Here is an 18,857-nt window from a genome sequence, read left to right as displayed (position 1 = left end):
CAGTTTGAGAAAAGATAAGGGAAATTATCCTATATAACACATTCGCATCTTTCTTACATCAGGGGTTTTAGCCTTCAAAGACTTTGCAGTAATACTTACGAAAAATGTGCTTTTACTAATATTGATATGTTCCATAATAATATATTCATACGGTACGCTGAAAAAGTAACCTATTTTCAACAGCTACCCGTTATCTCTTCACAAATATAGAAGTAATTTTAATATAATCTACTAATCCTATAGATTTTATTAAAATAATAAATAGGACATGCCGGAGCTTTACAAAAGCATGCTAGTAAGTTTTACAGAATTGGCGATTGGGGTTAACCGGCGAGTTCTTATTTTAGCGTTTTTAAATAGGTTTTAATCAGCAGAATGCCTTCATCATGCAGTACGGTGGTTCCCTTTTGAGGCATATGCATCTCTCCCAATGTAGACATCCGTCCAATAATCTTGGCTTGTTTCAACCAAATCCCGGTTTCATTCAGGGGGCTTTCATATCGAAGGTCCAGCATTGTCATATAAGCAGTCCCTTTAGGATTATGACAATGGGCGCAATTAACCTCCAGATAAGCTCGTGCGCGTTCTACGGTCGATTGATCAGTATCATCATAAGCCGGCAAATGACTGAAGCCATTCAGGGACTTCAGATCGAGTGCTTCCTGCTTCGCCAACAGCACCAATTGTGGAATACTGTCGCGATCGTGAACGATGATCCGGTTCAGGTTTCTGATCTTCGGCCCTATTGGAAGCAGATGGTTTCCTTGCCGATGGCATGCCATACAATCCTTCCGTGAAGGAATAATATAATTTGTTTTTCGCTCGACACCTTTGTCGTCCAAAAACGAAACCGGTACGGAAGCACGCTCCATCAACAGAAACGCTTCATCTTGGGACGCATTCCATTGATAGGTAGCCGCATTCCACTGTCCGTCTTTATGGATCAAAAGCCGCGTTTCAAGCAGTTGCAGTTTTGAGTTTTCTACTGTATCTCCCGGGGGATAAAAAAAAGTTTTGGCAATGATGGTCCCATCCGGGAAGCTGGGTAAACCATCGTCTGAAGCTGTCATTTTTTTTCCCTGTGGAAGAAAGATGACACGTTTTTTATCGGTATAGTCTGTAAATAAGGCCGAAGCTAATTCGTAGGAAAAACCCTGGTCATTTGGAACAAGATCAGCGATTTTGCCTTTGAATAAATTATAATCAGATAATTTATCCCTGAATACCAAATTATCTTTAGCAATTGTTCCCCGCCCGGTATTATTCAGTATAATAAAAAGTATGGGTATCAATAAAACACCCATCAAAATCATCACTTTCTTCATTTCCCTAATGCTCTTCTACCCTTCCGCCATTATCTTAAAATTTGGACGAAGATAAGATAAAAAAGAGATTACAGTGATGGATTGCTTCGGTTGGCTTTCATATTTTACAATCAGGACAGAAATCAGCAGAAATCCAGCTTTTTTATCAAAAAATAAAACTTTTCATGGATATATACGCAAATAAAATGGCTATATTTAACTGTCTTTTAACCAAAACTTCGGATCCATGGAAGATATGATTCTCTATAATCGGCTTCAGTTCGCTTTTACAATTACATTCCATTATTTATTCCCCCAATTGACCATGGGTTTATCCCTCATGATCGTCTATTTCAAATGGAAATTTCTGCAAACACAAAACGAAGATTACAACCATGCTTCAAAATTTTGGATGAAAATCTTTGCGCTGAATTTCACCATGGGTGTTGTAACGGGTATTCCGATGGAGTTTCAATTTGGCACCAACTGGGCCAAATTTTCTGAACTTACCGGTGGGATTATTGGACAGACGTTAGCCATGGAAGGCATGTTTTCCTTTTTTCTGGAGTCGTCATTTCTGGGGATGTTTCTTTTTGGAGAGAAGTTGCTCGGGCATAAGCTCCATTTTTTATCTGGGCTCATGGTTTTTATTGGATCTTGGGCCAGCGGCTTTCTGATTATTGCCACCCACTCCTGGATGCAGCATCCCGTTGGGTATGAAATACTCGAAAATGGCAAGTTTGTCCTCAACAACTTCAGTTCACTATTTAGCAATCCTTGGCTATGGCCCTCCTATCTCCACAATCAAGCCGCCTCATTGGTGACTAGCTCATTTTTCGTTGCTTCTATCGGCGCGTTTTATCTACTAAGTGACAAGCATAGTAAATTTGGGAAGATATTCGTTAAAAGCGGTGTCATCTTTGGTGCAATCTCCTCGGTGATGCTTGCATTTCCTACGGGAGATCTTGCCGCCAAAAATGTGGTTAAATACCAGCCCGCAGCATTCGCTGGCATGGAAGGGATTTTCAAAACCGAAAAAGGTGGATCAGAGATTATTCTGATTGGCCAGCCGGACATGGAAAATAAAAAATTGGACAATAAAATAGCGGTACCGAACGTATTAAGTTTCCTCACTTATCAACGCTGGGATGCAGAAATTAAAGGATTAAATGAGTTTGATCAGTCTCTGCATCCAACCAACGTGCCGGGGTTGTATTACAGTTATCATATTATGGTCGGTCTGGGTACAATATTTATTGGAATTATGGTTCTTGGGGCTCTTTTGCTCTGGCGGAACAAGCTCTATCAAACCAAGTGGTTATTATGGATCATCATGTTTATGATCCCTTTTCCCTACATCGCCAATACCGCCGGATGGTATACGGCAGAGCTCGGACGGCAGCCCTGGCTCGTCTATAATTTAATGCGGATGGTCGACGGGGTCTCACCTACCGTATCTTCCGGCAACACCTTATTTACCTTTCTGGGTTTCGTCGGATTATATATTCTCCTGGGACTGCTCTTCTTGATGTTAGTCCTAAAAATTATTAGAAAAGGTCCTGAAACGACAGTTGCATTAACCTAATTAGCTATGGAAATATTCTGGTTTATCGTATTAACTTTCATGCTGGGAATTTATATCGTACTCGATGGGTACGATTTTGGGGCGGGAATTGTCCATCTGTTCTTCGCTAAGACCGAACAGGAAAAAAAAGCTGTAACAAATTCCATTGGACCATTTTGGGATGCCAATGAAGTATGGCTCATTGCTTCCGGAGGGGTATTATTTTTTGCTTTTCCTACACTCTACGCTTCTTCGTTCAGTGGATTCTACTTACCACTCATGCTTGTATTATGGCTGCTTATTTTTAGAGCGATAAGTCTCGAGCTGCGGGGTCAGGTTCACCACCGCCTCTGGGAAGCATTATGGGACAGAGCCTTTGGACTAGCAAGCTTATTGCTCGCACTTTTTTTTGGCGCTGCCCTAGGAAATGTCGTCCGGGGAGTCAACCTGGGTATGGTGGAAAATGGTGTATCGACGCAAGAACCTCATTATTTCTTCTTAGCACTTTGGAACCCAACATTTGACCCTTTAGCCCAGCATCAAGGCATTATAGACTGGTTCACTATTATATTAGGTCTGGTTGCCGTAGTTACCTTAACAATTCACGGTGCAGGATGGGTAATCCTGAAAACATCCAGCACACTCAATGCTAGATTAAAAAATATTATTTTTAAACTCAACTTTGTCCTGCTTATTCTCGTCATGCTATCGGCGTACGTATGGCACTATGTAAAACCCATCTCCTTAAACAATCTTCAAAATCATTATTGGCTTTGGATATTTCCGCTTATCGCAACAGTCGGATTGCTTGGCCAATTTTGGATCCGAACATTTAAAAGAGATGGTACTGGATTTTTATTTTCATCACTTTTTATACTAGGTAGTTTTGCGACCACTGTTGCGTCCATGTTCCCCATATTGTTACCTTCGACAAATGGCGTAAATCCTTCCTTGACTATTCAAAATGCCGCGGCACATGAATATGGTCTTTCGGTCGGTTTAGGTTGGTTTATGTTTGCAGCTATTTTGGTGGTAGCCTATTTCATCATCCAGTTCAGGGTATTCAAAGGTAAACTGGATGACGTAGGTTATGGCGAACACTAAGTAATCGTTTCTTATTACAGTCCCAATAGTTTATGTTTCAGCGCAAGCTGGACAAGTTCTATCATGTTTTTTACTTTAAATTTAGTCAATAGATTGCGTCGATGTGTTTCCACGGTAACTGGACTTAAAAACAGCTGTTCAGCGATCTGATTCGTCGTAAGACCATTTGAGATCAGGATCAAAATCTCCTTTTCACGCTGTGTAAGCCGGGGAAGGCTCTTCATCGTAGAAACTGCACCGGTATATAATTCTTTTGCACGATCACAGATGGCTTCTCTGCCCTCGAGCCCCAGCTGCACACAGTCCAGAAACTCCCCGTTGGACACGTCCTTTAAAATATAGCCATTTCCTCCAGCCTGCATAAACTGAAAAATAAGGTTGCCGTCGGCCAGGTTACTTAACGCGACAATGGGAATCATAGGGAACAGCTTCCTTACCTGTGCACAGACCTCCACTCCGCTGATATTCAAAAGCTGCATATCCATCAGCAACAGGTCAACTTTGGTTGTATTTAGAAATTCAATCAATGATACCTCTTCCAAAAAAGGATATACCCGATACCCATCCTGATTATTGAGAAAAGAAACAACTCCTTCCAACAATAAGGGATGATCGTCTAACACTGCAATTATCTTCATGACTCCGCCTATTTACACAGTTACACCAATCTCGATTTGGGTTCCGGATCCGAGCTTGCTCTGAATGTCAATTGATCCATTGATCCATTTAACCCTATTTACCATATTATTTAACCCCAATCCATAATTTAATACAGAGGAATCGAAGCCTTTGCCATTATCCTCCACGAGTATATGCAATATTTCTTCCGATTTACTTACCTGAACAATAATCGCATCTGCATTTGCATACTTTAGTGCGTTTGAAATGGCTTCCTGAACAATTCGGTATATGGCCAATCCTTTTTGAAAATCCACATTCAATTCAGGTTCATAATTCTCAAACTGGATCGAAACTTGACTATTTTTCATCGCCACGCACAACTGCTCCAAGGCTGCTATCAATCCAAACTGACGCAACGATTCGGGCATCAGATTATGTGATATCCGCCTTACTTCTCCTAAAATGTCATTCAGCTTTTGAGGTACCTCATCCGCCAAGAGTGTACTCTTTGCTACGTCGCCGGCAATCTTGAATTTTAACCCTGTCAACATGCCACCTATGCTATCGTGCAGATCCTGAGCAATGCGTTGCCTCTCCTGCTCCTCCCCCTTGAGCATAGATTCCGAAATTTGCAGTTGCTTTTCCTTTTCCAGTTTCTCCAATACAATTTCGTGGTTGAGCTGTATCTGTGTATTGAGCTTCCGCTGTTTTCTATAGAAAAAAGCAACAAATAACACAATAAAGAAAAGCAAAATGGCAATACCCAAAACTAGAAAAATCCGAAATTGGTTCCGGTCCTTTTCTGCGCGCAGATTCAGAATCTCTTTTTCTTTTTCAACAGTCTTATACTTCGTCTCCATCTCATTCATTTTTTCCAGCAATTGCACCTTCTGAATGCTATCGGATAGTTTATTTGCCATAGTTGACATCTTCAGTGCATCCTGATAATTACCCATTAGCTCATTTACACTCGCGAGTTGACTATACACAATTTTACTATTATAAAGATCTCGGGTCAATAAGCCATTTTTTACGATTTCTTCCAACTGCAGTTTAGCATCGGCATACTTTTTCTGCAGGAGATACACATTAAACTTTCTGAACCGCATCATCTGGAATAATTTCCAATTGTTCATTTTCACCGACCAATCCAACCCGATATCCAATAAGCGAAGTGCTTCATCGGTGTTCTGTTTTGTCGTAAAGTAAAGGGCCTCGTTGTAATAGTAATTGGGCAATTGGGAAGAACTTGGATAATCTTTCAACAGCAGTTTGACCTTGTCCAACAATGCTCTTGCTTCTTTGGATTTGACTTGATAGCAATAATTGCTGACGGCGTTGAGATAAGCCACAACCAGTGCAGCACTCGGTGGTTGCTGTTCGAGCTGTTTGATCGCCAATTGATGGTATTCATCAGCTTTTGCAAGCTGGTTGGATGACATAAATGTCATGCCGATCATCGTATTTATACTACCTTCCATGATGGGATCATGTGCTTTGGCGTATGGCAGGCACTTCCCATTGAGGATATCCAGAAAATCAGCAAATCCTTTTTTAGGAAATCGAATCAGGCCCAGATTATACCATGCTTTGGCCAAAAGTCCCTGCTGAAAGGGCTTTTGCGTATTTCCAAGCAGGTCTACACATCTTTGGGCTTCAATTCCAGCGTTTTTACTATCCAGAAATTGACCATAATAATAGCTTTTATAAAGCGTTCCCATTGCCTGTAAGCTCCGGAATGGTGCGGCCAAACGCTCCCCCTTTCGCATATGATCCCAAAATTTAGCTGTATCTCTAAATCTATAGTAATCTGCCAAATAAAAACATTGCATGGCTTTTACACTGTCATCCGAACTTGTCATCAATAGTTTTTCTGCATCAGTTCGATATTTGTTCTCATCCAATGGCAGGAAACTCTGGGCAGCTGCAGCATGTATAATAAAGTATACTATAAAAAATGCAATTATCCTCATTAACTCTTTCAACTGAAACATCATTAATCCAATATCTTATATCATTTAAACAATTAAACTAAATGGGGCCTTTTCAGCCTATGGTTTCATAATATGTATACGGAAAGTCTTATGTTGGTTCAAGACTTCTATCTACGTCTAAATTCGCCGCCAATCAGACTTCATCAAAGCCGACAGTAGAAAATATAGGCCGGAAAACGCATAATCAAACGGCGGGTCCAAAAAACAAAGATATATCTCCGCGATGAATTGCTAAAGACATTCTTCTACTTTTTTGAAATTAATTGCCAACATACGGATAGGCTAATGTATTTATATCCAGCTAACACATTTCACCTTAAAAAAAAACGCCTCCCGATAGCTTGGGAGGCGTTTTTCAACGATATGCACTGCTCTTTTTCGTTGCAATATCGATCAGCAAATCCAGCTTACACTGATAGGCCGAAGAAAGCATATTTGGATTATCGGACTCAAAAAGCGCCGATTTCATCATAGGGACACTAAAGGGCAATGTCCAGGCGCGAAGTGATTTTGCGATCGCATCCATAGCATTGATCCCTTGCAGTGCATGTACACCATCGGCCCAGCAAACCAGTCCAATATGTTTGTCCGTTAGATAAGCAGGTTTGTTCTGGGCACTCACTTCTAGCCAGTCCAGACAGTTTTTCATGACGCCGGGAATACTTCCGTGATATAAAGGAGACAGCCAAAAATGTACATCTGCTTCAAGAAATAAGTTATTCATAATCTTTACTGCATTAGGCACGCGGTTGAGACTCAGATCAAATAAAGGTATCCCGCTGTCAGCTAGATTAAAAATCGTGTTATCGATGCCTATCTGGTTCAATTTTTCGGAAAAATAATTCGAAAGTTTTCCTGATGTAGATTCTTGCCTTCTTTCCAAGGCACCATTAAATATCAATGCTTTCATTATATTTTACTTTTTTTTAAAAATAACTTTAGGCATGCCCACCTCACCATACATCAACGTTTGTACAATCGGAACCAAACGTTCTGTTGCTAACATATAAAGTGATGGCGGGATATCCGGACGGGCCCGTACAACAACTTTTTGGTTCTGAAAATGCGATAAATCCATCGATTGCAAAGTCTGCCTCCATAGATCTATAGCCAGCGCCTCCACATCCTTAAAATCGTAATAACCTGCAATAGGATGAAGTTTCTCCGCTAGGGTCATGTAGACCCAAGGCGGGATAATTGCATCGACAGAACAGCTGATGGCAACGGCTTTATTCGCAAAAACGGACCAATCCACTGCGGCCAAAGCTTCTCTAAATTCCTTTTCTCTGACGATAGCCTCTTGATAAAGCAATGCTTTGATATCAAAGCTTTCGATCGTCAGATTGGTCTTAAAATCAATCAGATCTAAGGCCAATATGCCCGTGTTTTCAACTTTGTTTACAAACATGTCGTCTTTACACCAAACTAGCGATTACCGCCTCATATTTTTGTTCCACAACAGACCAATCCAAAAGTGACCAAAATGCATCCAAATAGTCAGCCCTTTTATTCTGATATTTCAAATAGTAAGCATGCTCCCAGACATCGACCCCTAAAATAGGGAAACCTCTGCTGGTCAATTGAGTATCCATCAACGGATTATCCTGATTTGGAGTGGCTGCTACATCCAAAGCACCGGAGTACTTCACATAAAGCCATGACCAGCCCGAACCAAATTGCCCAAGTCCTGCATTTTTTATCTGGGCTTTGAGCTGATCCAAAGAACCGAAGGCTGCGTTTATTTCGTCCGCTAATTTTCCTGTGGGTGCCGTTTTTGGATTGGGCGATAAAATTTCCCAAAATAACGTGTGGTTAAAGTGACCGCCGGCATTATTGCGGACCGCTGGACCGTATTCGCTGACCTTTCCCAAAATATCCGATAATTCGCCGGCTTCGCTTTCCTTTCCTTCTAATGCCTTATTGAGATTGTCGACATAGGCTTGATGATGCTTTTGATGATGAATCGTCATGGTCTCACGATCAAAATAAGGCTCAAGCGCCGCATAGGCATATGGTAACTGAGGTAATTGAAATTTGTACATAGTTTTATTGTTTTTATGATAAGTCAAAACTAGAGAATTCGCTTTAATAAAACAACCATTAAGTTGTTTTATTAAAGTCATAAAAATAAATTAAAAACACAAAACCATTGCTTGTCGCCTATTTTAATACAAAAAATAAAAACACTACCTTTGCTGATAGTCTATAAAACAACTTTTTTATTGTCAAATGCAGAAAAGTCCAGCTGATCGAATATTAATGTTCTTAAAAATGCGCCGAGAAGCCACAGCAGCTTTGATCGCAACAGAATTGGCGATAACAAAAGAAGGTGCCCGTAAACACTTATTGAACCTTGCAAATCAGAACCTGATCGTCTCCAACAGCCGAAGCGAAGGTATAGGCCGTCCTTCGACTTACTACAGTCTGTCTGCACAGGGCATGGCAAGATTTCCGGATAGTCACGCTGACATTACGGTACAGTTGTTACAATCGATTAAACAAGTGCTTGGCGAGAATGCTTTAGATTTACTTATCAGTGACCGGGAGTCGAAGGTATATCACAAGTACACCGAGGCATTATTGAATATAGAATCTATTGAAAAAAAACTTGAGGTTATCGCCGCAAAACGAACTGAGGAAGGCTATATGGCGGAATGGAGAAAAGAAAGTGACCATTATCTTCTCATTGAAAATCATTGTCCAATATGTGCAGCGGCAACTGAGTGTCAGGGATTTTGCCGTTCAGAACTAAATAATTTCCAACAATTGATCGGTCCGGCCTATGTGATCAGCAGAACGGAATACATGATAGACAGCGCTCCGCGTTGTACATATCGCATCATGAAAAAGAAATAAAGCAGCCCTGCTAAAAACACAGCAAATAAATTAATAATATACCAAAAAGTATTTTTTATATTTGCATCAAAATACGTGGAATAATTATGTCAAAAGCAGAGCAGACCCGACAGTTCATTATTGAAAAAACGGCCCCAATCTTTAATAAAAAAGGTTACTTTGCTACTTCCCTGTCAGATATCACCACAGCTACCGGTTTAACCAAGGGAAGTATCTATGGTAATTTTAAAGATAAGGACGACCTGGCCATTCATGTCTATAGTTATCAGAGCAAAAAAATAGCAGAGGCCGTTAATGAGCAGATTACACAGCAAAAAACAGCACTAAAAAAACTATTGTCTTTCCTGGATTTTTATAAAGATAACTTTAAATCCATTGCGGCTTCTGGTGGATGTCCAATGATGAATGCTGCGGTTGAAGCAGATGATTCTTTATCTTTCCTAACGCCAAAAGTCAGACGTTCATTTGACCTCTGGCGTCAGCGTTTAATCCTGATTCTGGAGGAAGGAATATCAAATGGAGAATTTAAGCAAAATGTTTCTGCTGAAAATTACGCCATTACATTTATAGCGATGATCGAGGGCGGAATTTTGCTTTCAAAAATTACCGGAAGAGGAAAAGATTTAGCAATTGTCATCGATAAAATGCGCGAAATGATTGATCGGGAGATCAAAAGCTAGTTTTTTTTACAAAAAGCAAATACCAATCGGTATGTTATTGGATTAATATTAAAAGAAAAAGAGATGAAAAGAGTTGTAGTTACCGGTATGGGAACCATAAACCCACTGGGAGAAAACATTGATACATTCTGGAACAATATTTTACGCGGGGAAAACCGCACAGCAATGATCAGCCGTTTTGATGCTTCCTTATTTCGAACACAGATTGCAAGTGAAATTAAGCACTTTCAACCCGAAAAATATTTAGATAGAAATGAAATCAAAAGGAGCGATCTTTTCACACAATATGCTTTATACAGTGCGGCCCAGGCGCTGGAAGATTCGGGACTCGTACCTGAAAACATGGATCCTTTTGACATCGGTGTCATTTGGGGTGTTGGTCAGGGCGGAATGGAAACTTTCGAAAAAGAGGTAGAAGGCTACGTTACGGGAGATTACAAACCACGATTCAGCCCATTTTTCGTTCCCCGACTTATCGTCAATATGGCTTCAGGAATGATATCGATGAAATATGGTTTAAAAGGAATCAATTACACCACAGTATCGGCCTGTGCGACATCCAATACTGCGTTTATGGACGCTTTCAATTACATCCGATTAGGAAAAGCGAAAGTCTTTATCAGCGGCGGCTCAGAGGCTCCCATTACGCCCGCTTCTGTCGGTGGCTTTTCTGCCATGAAAGCGATGTCGAGCCGGCATGATAGTCCGCAGACTGCGAGCAGACCATTTGACCGCGATCGTGACGGTTTTGTCATGGGAGAAGGTGCAGGTGCGCTCATCCTGGAAGAGTACGAACATGCAAAGAACAGAGGCGCAAAAATTTACGCAGAACTTGTAGGAGCTTCAATGACCGCAGATGCCTACCATATGACTTCCCCCCATCCCGAAGGAGTGGCCGCAGCAAAGGCGATGTCGCTGGCTTTGGAGGAGGCCCAAATTAATACCAGCGAGCTCGACTATTTAAATCTTCACGCCACTTCAACTCCGGTTGGAGATATCGCTGAACTAAAAGCCATGCAACGTGCTTTTGGCAAGTCCAACAATCTTTGGGTCAGTTCTACCAAGTCAATGACAGGACACCTACTTGGTGCAGCTGGAGCTATCGAAGCAATCATTGCCATAAAATCTATTAATAATAATGTCATCCCCGCAACGATCAACATCGAAAATATAGATCCAGAGATTCCCGAAGGAGTTAACATTGTGGTCAATCAGCCACTGGAAAAAAGCGTAAATACAGCAATGAGCAATGCTTTTGGCTTCGGTGGGCACAATTCGAGTATCGTTTTCAAAAAAATTTAATTTTTTTTGAAATAATACTTGACAGAGTGTAATAAACACACTATCTTTGTACTATCATAATTTAGGTTTATAATTGGTTATTTAAGGTTTTCATTCTCCCCGTTTGAAAACCTTTTTTTTTACTTCCTTATTCCAATTGATAGAAACCGCCTTCGCAAATCAGTTGTCAATTTATCAGGATCCAAAGTAGTTCCAACACCGACTAAATATAGTTTCCATTAATGCATTCCTATCCTATGGCCAATTAAACGTTCCAACGAGATATTTTTCAATTCGTTATTTTTAGGTATAGCATACGTCGGGAAAAAGTTGCATTTGATCTTATGTTTAGGCAGCGCGAGTTAAACCAATAATTTCTTAAAAGTTAAATAAAACAAGTCATTTATTTCAGCTAAAATTGACCATTTTATACCCATTTCAGAGACACATAAAGCTTGTTTAAAGCACTGTTATAGCACTAACTCCTAGTATGACTTTAGTGCTATATCCGTGCTATATCTGTGCTTTATCTGTGCTTTATCCATACTGGAACTGTAAAGCAGCTCAAAAGAACAGCTTTAAGAAGGCTCAGTGAGAAAACCATAATTAACATCTAGTTAATATAAATCCGTAAATTTACCGACCACCCTGAAGTCATATTCACGGAGTTTGGAATAGGGTCCAGAAAGGAATTCCGCAGTTCCCAACGGAAATCCTGTGCTAGATAATAGAATAGAGTGTTTGTTTGTACTGCTGCACATATTCCTTTGGATTGCAGCCCACGATTTGTTTAAACACCCGATTAAAATTAGTAATGCTATTGAACCCGCAGTTATAGGCGATAAAAGAAACACTATCCAAATGGTCCTCATTTAACTGGTTACAAACTTCCTTAACTCTTATTCTATTGAGGTAAGTCACAAAAGTAACTCCGCAATGCTTTTTAAAATACCGGCAGAACGCCTGTGGCGTAAGATTAGCGTGATCCGCAACATCCTCTAAGGTAATTTCGTCCCTATAGTGTTCTTTAATATAATTGCAGATGAAATTAATGCGATTCGGTCCCTGTATATTATCAAAAACCACTTCTACCCTTTCGTTACAAAGCGCTTCCGCCTCACGGGAAATATTGGCCAAAGATCGCAATAAATAGAAAAAATGCATCAATTTATCCATCTGGTCCGCAGATTTCAATTGACAAACTCGTTCTGATATCTGCTCAAAGTATCTCTCTGGAACCTTAAATCCTCTGGAGTTATTATATATAAACTGATTCAGCGATTCAAATTCTTCCAGAGAAAACAACGATTTCAACTTGCCATTCGGATCGAAGAAAATGGAAACAGAGCGAGATTCATTGGAGAACCCGTCCTGAGATGCCGACTTAAATACATGCGGTTGATTCGCTCCCAAAAAGAAAATATCATTTTCCTTAAATGGATGTAGCGTGTCTTCCACAATCAAAACTCCCTTACCTTTTTTTATCCACATTAATTGAGCTTCTTGATGTCGATGAAAATGAGGATAAAAAGTTTCCAAAACATCTTCTTGTATTGTCAAACTTTGTCCTCGCATGGTCGGCACATTAAATTGGAGCGTTTTCATAGGTTTGTTTAGTTTATGTTACTGCTTAGTTAACATAAATATAACAACTCCAAAGCAACAACACGACTTAGAAATAAAACATAAAAAAACTATACTAAAATATGTTTAGAATTCGACAATATTTAATAATCCTTTAATAATAGCACCAACGAAACAGAGAATTCACAATAAAAATGGGTTAATAGTAAAAAAATGGGTTAAAATACAATTAGACTTTGATAAATTGTGCTAATTATTATTCAATAGAAAGATTGAACTTTATTAAATTTCGTTATTAGCTATTTTTAGTATGAAAACGGAGAGCATATCATTTGTAACAAAAACAAACACTACACATTAAAGAGAGACCTTTTAATTAAATCATTTTGAAGCTTAAATAAATCATTTTGAAGCCCATAAATTTTACGATATTCGTATTAGACAATAGGCACCTAAGTAGACAATCCAACTTCAAATAATTCTCAAAACTTATGTTTAAAAAAGAAATATATCTTAATCGCCGAAATCATCTATTATCAAAGATCACAACTGGCAAAATTCTTTTGCTAGGTAGCATTGAAAATCCGATCAATTTTGAGCACAATACCTATCCATTCCGCCAAGACAGCTGTTTTTTATATTATATAGGTATCAAAAGTCCACGTTTGGCGGCGGTATTGGATACTGAAAAAAACGAAACCATACTGTTTGGCGACGAAATGACAATCGACGATATTGTCTGGATGGGACAGCAGCAGACTTTAGCTGAAAAGGCCGATCTTTCGGGTATCAGCAAGGTACTTCCTTTCAACCAACTCTTTGACTACCTCCAGAAGGAAACGCAGGAAGCGATTCACTACCTCCCTCCTTATCAATCGCATAATAAATTATTACTGGAGCAGCTAACTGGCCGTTCTGCGAATCAGCTACAGCCTTCCGTCGCATTAATTGAAGCTGTCGTGGCACAACGGAGCATCAAATCGGCCGAAGAAATTATCGAACTAGAAAAAGCCGTAGATATTGCCGTGGATATGCACCGCCTTGCTATGCGAATGACAAAACCTGATCGTTATGAATATCAGATCAGCAATGCTATGCAACATTTTGCACAAGATCAGGGAACATCCTTCTCCTATCCGCCGATAGTCACAAAACGGGGTGAAATTCTGCACAATCATATGCAATTTCACCAACTTGATGAAGGTGATCTCCTGCTCAATGATTCAGGCGTAGAAACGGCCATGGGCTATGCTTCGGACCTAACCAGAACCTTTCCCGTAGGAAAACGTTTTACGGCTTTACAAGAGGAAATTTACCAGATTGTCTTACATGCGTTTAAATCAGCTGAGCAGCTGCTGACATCCGGAATACGTTTTAAGGAGATCCATTTAAAAGCCTGTGAAGCGCTTGTAGACGGACTTATACAAACAGGATTTATGAAAGGCAACGCGCAAGATGCGGTCATGAATCACGCGCATGCGCTTTTCTTTCAATGCGGACTAGGCCATATGCTCGGTCTTGATGTACATGATATGGAGGATCTTGGTGAACAATATGTTGGATATACCGAAGCTGAGCCAAAAGATACCAAGACTTTTGGGATCAAATCGCTGCGACTAGGCAAGAAACTGGAAGCTGGCAATGTGCTCACCGTTGAACCCGGAATCTATATCATTCCTGAATTAACGCAGCTTTGGGAGCAACAGAATTTACACAAGGACTTTATTAATTATGATTTCTTAAAAAAACATCTTGATTTCGGTGGCGTTCGTATTGAAGATAATTATGTGATTGAAACAGGTGGATACCGTCGTTTAGGAAAATATCTTGAACGTGAAATCCAGGAAATCTATCAGCTCAAAGACAATCCAATTGATTAAATAACGAAGAACCAACATCGTGATAATCCCGAAAAGTGAACCTTTTGGGGTCAACTCTAATAGATAAACAAATGAACAGCATTAAACAGTCGATCTTTATTATTCTAATACTGATTTTTCAGGTTCCAGCTTCCATTTTTGCGCAGCGACTTTGGACAGACCATGGTGATCAATATTATGAATTTTCTGACAAGGGGATAGAAATGGTCAACCCCAAAAATGGGATGCGCTCCATCTTCCTTTCACAACAATCGCTTATTCCAACAGGTACAACGAAAGCGCTAAAGGTGGAAAATTTTTCCATTTCCCAAAACAGGGAACTGATTTTACTCTATACCAATAGCAAAAGAGTTTGGCGCGAGAATACTAGAGGTGATTATTGGGTCTATAATAAGAAGTCCAATCAATTACAGCAGCTGGGCAAAAAATTTCCGGCTTCACAACTGATGTTTGCGAAGTTTAATCCGCAAGCAGATAAAGTAGCCTACGTCAATAAAGCTGATCACAACGTTTACGTGGAAGATCTCGCCAATGGCAGCATTGTTGCCGTTACCAAAGACGGCACGGACCGTCTAATCAATGGTACGTTCGACTGGGTATACGAGGAAGAATTTGGCTGTAAAGATGGTTTCCGCTGGTCGCCGGACGGTACATCCATTGCTTATTGGAAGCTTGATGCTCGCAACATCCGTAATTTTCTGATGATCAATAATACGGATAGCCTCTACTCTTACACCATTCCCGTGGAATATCCTAAAGTCGGACAGTCACCGAGTGCCTGTTCGATATGGACCTATGAAATCGCCACTGGAAAAAGTACGATGCTGAATATCCCGGGAGATCCCAACCAGCACTATATTCCCCGCATGGAATGGTGTCTTGATAGCAAGCAGGTTATCCTAGAGCAGCTCAACAGAAAACAAAATGAGAGTAAAATCTATACCGTCGCTCTCTCCGATAATAAAGCGCAAAATATACATCAGGAGCAAAGCGACTCGTGGATTGATATCAAAGCACGCTGGAACAACAACGATCCGTCCGGATGGGACTGGGTTCAAGGAGGAAAGGCCTTCATCTGGGTTTCGGAAAAGGACGGCTGGCGCAAAATCTATCAGATTGATTTATCGGGCAACGAGAAGCTGGTTATGAAAGCGGACTATGATATGATCAATCTTGACTTTTTCGATCCGAAAAATGAAACTATTTATTTTACCGCCTCGCCAAACAATGCCACGCAAAAGTACCTATACAGTGTATCAACGAAAGGTGGGGTTCCAAAAAGACTGACTCCGGCCTCATACGAAGGCACCTGCGATTATGATATTTCAAAGGACGGTAAAATTGCCATCTTCAGCTTTAGCAACCGGGCGACATTAAAACACAACGCCGTCATTGAATTACCGACTCACAAAATACTCGTAGACTTTGACTTGAAACGTGAAAAGAAAGTCAGCGATGGCATTGCTGAGTTTTTTAAAGTTAAAACAACCGAAGGTGTCGAATTGGACGGCTGGATGGTGAAACCCCTGGATTTTGATCCGGCCAAAAAATATCCTGTCGTCTTTATGGTATATGGCGAACCGGCATCACAAACTGTCATAGATAATTTTGGTGCAGGTTATAACAGCCTATATAAAGGAAGTATGGCGCGGGACGGCTACATTTACATTTCTTTGGATAATCGCGGAACGCCTGCGCCTAAAGGGAGCTTGTGGCGAAAAAGCATCTACCGCAATATCGGGCAGCTCAATATTCGCGATCAGGCTTTAGCAACGCAAGAAATACTGAAATGGCCCTTTGTCGACAATTCACGTGTGGCCGTTTGGGGCTGGAGCGGTGGTGGATCAAGCACGCTCAACCTACTGGGACAATACCCGCAAATCTATAAAACGGGTATCGCCATTGCAGCTGTAGCGAATCAGTTACTGTACGACAATGTATACCAAGAACGCTACATGGGCCTTCCGCAAGAAAATCTGGCAGACTTTGAAAACGGCTCGCCACTGAAATATGCAAAAAACATCAAAGGTAATTTACTCTATATTCATGGAACCGGAGACGACAATGTGCATTATCAAAATGCGGAGGTCCTGATCAATGAACTTGTCAAAAATAACGTGCAGTTCCAGTTGATGTCTTACCCGAACCGAAGCCATTCAATAAGCGAGGGACAAGGTACACATGAGCATTTAAAAACATTATTTACAAACTATCTAAAATTGCATTGCCCTCCGGGGGGAAGATAGACTGAATAGCTATTATTTACAGATGAAAAGAATACTATTATATGCATTGGGAACCTGCGGTCTACTGACCGCAGGCATACAGCAATCAGCGGCCCAGCTGATGAAAGAAAAAAATGAATTCACCAGAGCGGATTCACTGCGTGGATACCTGTCACCGCTGCGAACCTGCTACGACATCCAATACTATCATCTGGATGTTAAGGTGGATATAGACAACAAGTTTATTTCGGGTTCAAACCTTTTCCGTTTTAAGGCGACTACTGATTTTAATCGCCTGCAATTTGATCTTTTTGCAAATCTTAAAGTAGACAAAGTCGTTTATAAAGGGAAAGAGCTTTCTTTTACCAGAGAACACAATGCTGTCTTTGTCGAATTTACGGAGACTATAAAGAAAGGGACACAGGAAGAATTTACGGTATATTACGAAGGTCATCCTACAGAAGCGGTCAAAGCTCCCTGGGACGGCGGCTTTGACTGGAAAAAAGACAGCAATGGAAAGCCTTGGGTAGCCACGGCCTGCCAGGGTATGGGCGCTAGTGTCTGGTGGCCAAACAAGGACCATCAATCCGATGAAGTGGATAGTATGCTGATTTCCATCGCCGTTCCCAAAGAGGTGATGAATGTATCCAACGGTCGTTTGGTCAAGGTAGAAAAGATGAAGGATGGCTACACCAAATATCACTGGAAAGTCGCCAATCCGATCAACAACTACAATGTCGCTATCAATATCGGCGACTACGTTCATTTTAAGGAAAAATACAAAGGTGAAAAAGGACCATTGGATGTAGACTACTATATTTTGCGCGAAAACAATACGGCAGAAAAGAAAGCCCATCTTCAAAAAAATGCCAACCAAACCCTGGAGGCTTTTGAACATTGGTTTGGTCCATATCCATTCTATGAAGATGGCTATAAACTTGTTGAAACCTACCATACAGGCATGGAACACCAGAGTGCGATCGCCTACGGAAACCATTACCAAAATGGCTATCGTGGCGGGGATGCGTCGGGAACCGGCTGGGGACATAAATGGGATTTTATTGTAGTCCACGAATCTGGTCACGAATGGTTTGGGAACAATATTACTTCCGCTGATCTGGCCGATATGTGGATTCACGAAAGCTTCACGAATTATTCCGAAGGCTTATTTATCGACTATTTCTATGGTAAAGAAGCCAGTCAGGCTTATGCCCATGGTATCCGAAGCGGGATTCAAAATGACAGCCCGATTCAGGGTCCCTACCACGTCAATAAAGAAGGATCTGGGGATATGTATCCCAAAGGTGGTGTTATGCTCAACATGATCCGTACGATGATTGACAACGATGAAAAGTGGCGGAATATTCTTCGGGGATTAAACAGCAAGTTTTATCATCAACAAGTCGATTATAATGATATTGTCAACTATGTAAGCCAACAGTCTGGTTTAGACTTGTTAAAAGTATTTGAGCAGTATGTTCAGCATACCGCCATTCCTACACTGGAAATCAAACAAGATCCTTCAGGGAGAGTCTTGGGCCGCTGGATCAGCGAAGTCAAGGGCTTCCATATGCCTATACATATTGGGCTAAAGGGTCAGAAAAGAGAACTTATCCAATTGGATCAACGTTTCAGACCTATTAAAATCGCCGGATTAACGAAAGATAATATTGATATCGATACGTTTAACTACTATGTCGGCGTATTAGTCGAATAAAAACGGCTTCAGGGTTACAGACATAAAATACATACAGCGCCCCGGAA

15 protein-coding genes are annotated in these 18,857 nt (G+C 40.7%); 8 read left to right on the top strand and 7 right to left on the bottom strand.

Annotation, left to right across the window (positions count from 1 at the left end; all coding sequences use genetic code 11):
- Window positions 1-338: 338 nt before the first annotated feature.
- Window positions 339-1,325, bottom strand: coding sequence for a hypothetical protein (locus B3C94_RS01150; RefSeq protein ID WP_293897675.1), 987 nt, complete (start codon window positions 1,323-1,325; stop codon window positions 339-341).
- Window positions 1,326-1,551: 226 nt separating this feature from the next.
- On the opposite strand from B3C94_RS01150, the gene B3C94_RS01145 reads away from it, so the two are divergent.
- Together B3C94_RS01145 and cydB are read left to right on the top strand one after the other, a co-directional pair.
- Window positions 1,552-2,889, top strand: coding sequence for a cytochrome ubiquinol oxidase subunit I (locus B3C94_RS01145; protein WP_293897672.1), 1,338 nt, complete (start codon window positions 1,552-1,554; stop codon window positions 2,887-2,889).
- A gap of 6 nt (window positions 2,890-2,895) precedes the next feature.
- A complete protein-coding gene (gene cydB, locus B3C94_RS01140) occupies window positions 2,896-3,972 on the top strand; it encodes a cytochrome d ubiquinol oxidase subunit II (RefSeq protein WP_293897670.1) in 1,077 nt (358 codons plus the stop codon).
- Window positions 3,973-3,986: 14 nt separating this feature from the next.
- On the opposite strand, the gene B3C94_RS01135 is transcribed toward cydB, so the two are convergent.
- From B3C94_RS01135 to B3C94_RS01115, 5 genes are all read right to left on the bottom strand, one after another.
- Window positions 3,987-4,610 (bottom strand): response regulator transcription factor, encoded by a 624-nt coding sequence (locus tag B3C94_RS01135; protein WP_293897667.1) that lies wholly within the window; start codon window positions 4,608-4,610, stop codon window positions 3,987-3,989.
- A 12-nt stretch (window positions 4,611-4,622) separates the two neighbouring features.
- Window positions 4,623-6,590, bottom strand: a complete 1,968-nt coding sequence (locus B3C94_RS01130; protein ID WP_293897664.1) for a sensor histidine kinase — start codon at window positions 6,588-6,590, stop codon at window positions 4,623-4,625.
- 352 nt (window positions 6,591-6,942) lie between these two features.
- Window positions 6,943-7,497, bottom strand: a complete 555-nt coding sequence (locus B3C94_RS01125) for an NADPH-dependent FMN reductase (RefSeq protein ID WP_293897661.1) — start codon at window positions 7,495-7,497, stop codon at window positions 6,943-6,945.
- Between the two features lie 6 nt (window positions 7,498-7,503).
- On the bottom strand, window positions 7,504-7,995 hold the full coding sequence (locus B3C94_RS01120) for a DUF2480 family protein (RefSeq protein WP_293897658.1): 492 nt from the start codon (window positions 7,993-7,995) through the stop codon (window positions 7,504-7,506).
- Window positions 7,996-8,002: 7 nt separating this feature from the next.
- Complete coding sequence (locus B3C94_RS01115) at window positions 8,003-8,629, bottom strand: superoxide dismutase (RefSeq protein ID WP_293897655.1); 627 nt, start codon at window positions 8,627-8,629, stop codon at window positions 8,003-8,005.
- Between the two features lie 229 nt (window positions 8,630-8,858).
- Between B3C94_RS01115 and B3C94_RS01110 the strand changes: the two genes are divergently transcribed.
- The 3 genes from B3C94_RS01110 (at window position 8,859) to fabF (ending at window position 11,425) form a co-directional block, all read left to right on the top strand.
- On the top strand, window positions 8,859-9,443 hold the full coding sequence (locus B3C94_RS01110) for a helix-turn-helix transcriptional regulator (RefSeq protein WP_293897652.1): 585 nt from the start codon (window positions 8,859-8,861) through the stop codon (window positions 9,441-9,443).
- 86 nt (window positions 9,444-9,529) lie between these two features.
- The gene (locus B3C94_RS01105; RefSeq protein WP_293897649.1) at window positions 9,530-10,123 is read left to right on the top strand and encodes a TetR/AcrR family transcriptional regulator; all 594 of its coding nucleotides are present in this window, start codon (window positions 9,530-9,532) and stop codon (window positions 10,121-10,123) included.
- A gap of 63 nt (window positions 10,124-10,186) precedes the next feature.
- On the top strand, window positions 10,187-11,425 hold the full coding sequence (gene fabF, locus B3C94_RS01100; RefSeq protein WP_293897646.1) for a beta-ketoacyl-ACP synthase II: 1,239 nt from the start codon (window positions 10,187-10,189) through the stop codon (window positions 11,423-11,425).
- 699 nt (window positions 11,426-12,124) lie between these two features.
- Here fabF and B3C94_RS01095 read toward each other — a convergent pair.
- The gene (locus B3C94_RS01095; protein ID WP_293897643.1) at window positions 12,125-13,009 is read right to left on the bottom strand and encodes an AraC family transcriptional regulator; all 885 of its coding nucleotides are present in this window, start codon (window positions 13,007-13,009) and stop codon (window positions 12,125-12,127) included.
- Window positions 13,010-13,479: 470 nt separating this feature from the next.
- On the opposite strand from B3C94_RS01095, the gene B3C94_RS01090 reads away from it, so the two are divergent.
- From B3C94_RS01090 to B3C94_RS01080, 3 genes are all read left to right on the top strand, one after another.
- Window positions 13,480-14,868, top strand: coding sequence for an aminopeptidase P family protein (locus B3C94_RS01090; RefSeq protein ID WP_293897640.1), 1,389 nt, complete (start codon window positions 13,480-13,482; stop codon window positions 14,866-14,868).
- Window positions 14,869-14,939: 71 nt separating this feature from the next.
- Window positions 14,940-17,114 carry a S9 family peptidase gene (locus B3C94_RS01085; protein ID WP_293897637.1) on the top strand — a complete coding sequence of 725 codons (2,175 nt, stop codon included), beginning with the start codon at window positions 14,940-14,942 and terminating at the stop codon, window positions 17,112-17,114.
- A 22-nt stretch (window positions 17,115-17,136) separates the two neighbouring features.
- A complete protein-coding gene (locus B3C94_RS01080; RefSeq protein ID WP_293897634.1) occupies window positions 17,137-18,810 on the top strand; it encodes a M1 family metallopeptidase in 1,674 nt (557 codons plus the stop codon).
- Window positions 18,811-18,857 lie beyond the last annotated feature (47 nt).

Source organism: Sphingobacterium sp. UBA5670 (genome assembly GCF_002420705.1).
Classification (GTDB): domain Bacteria; phylum Bacteroidota; class Bacteroidia; order Sphingobacteriales; family Sphingobacteriaceae; genus Sphingobacterium.
This window is presented reverse-complemented; position numbering and strand designations above follow the sequence as displayed.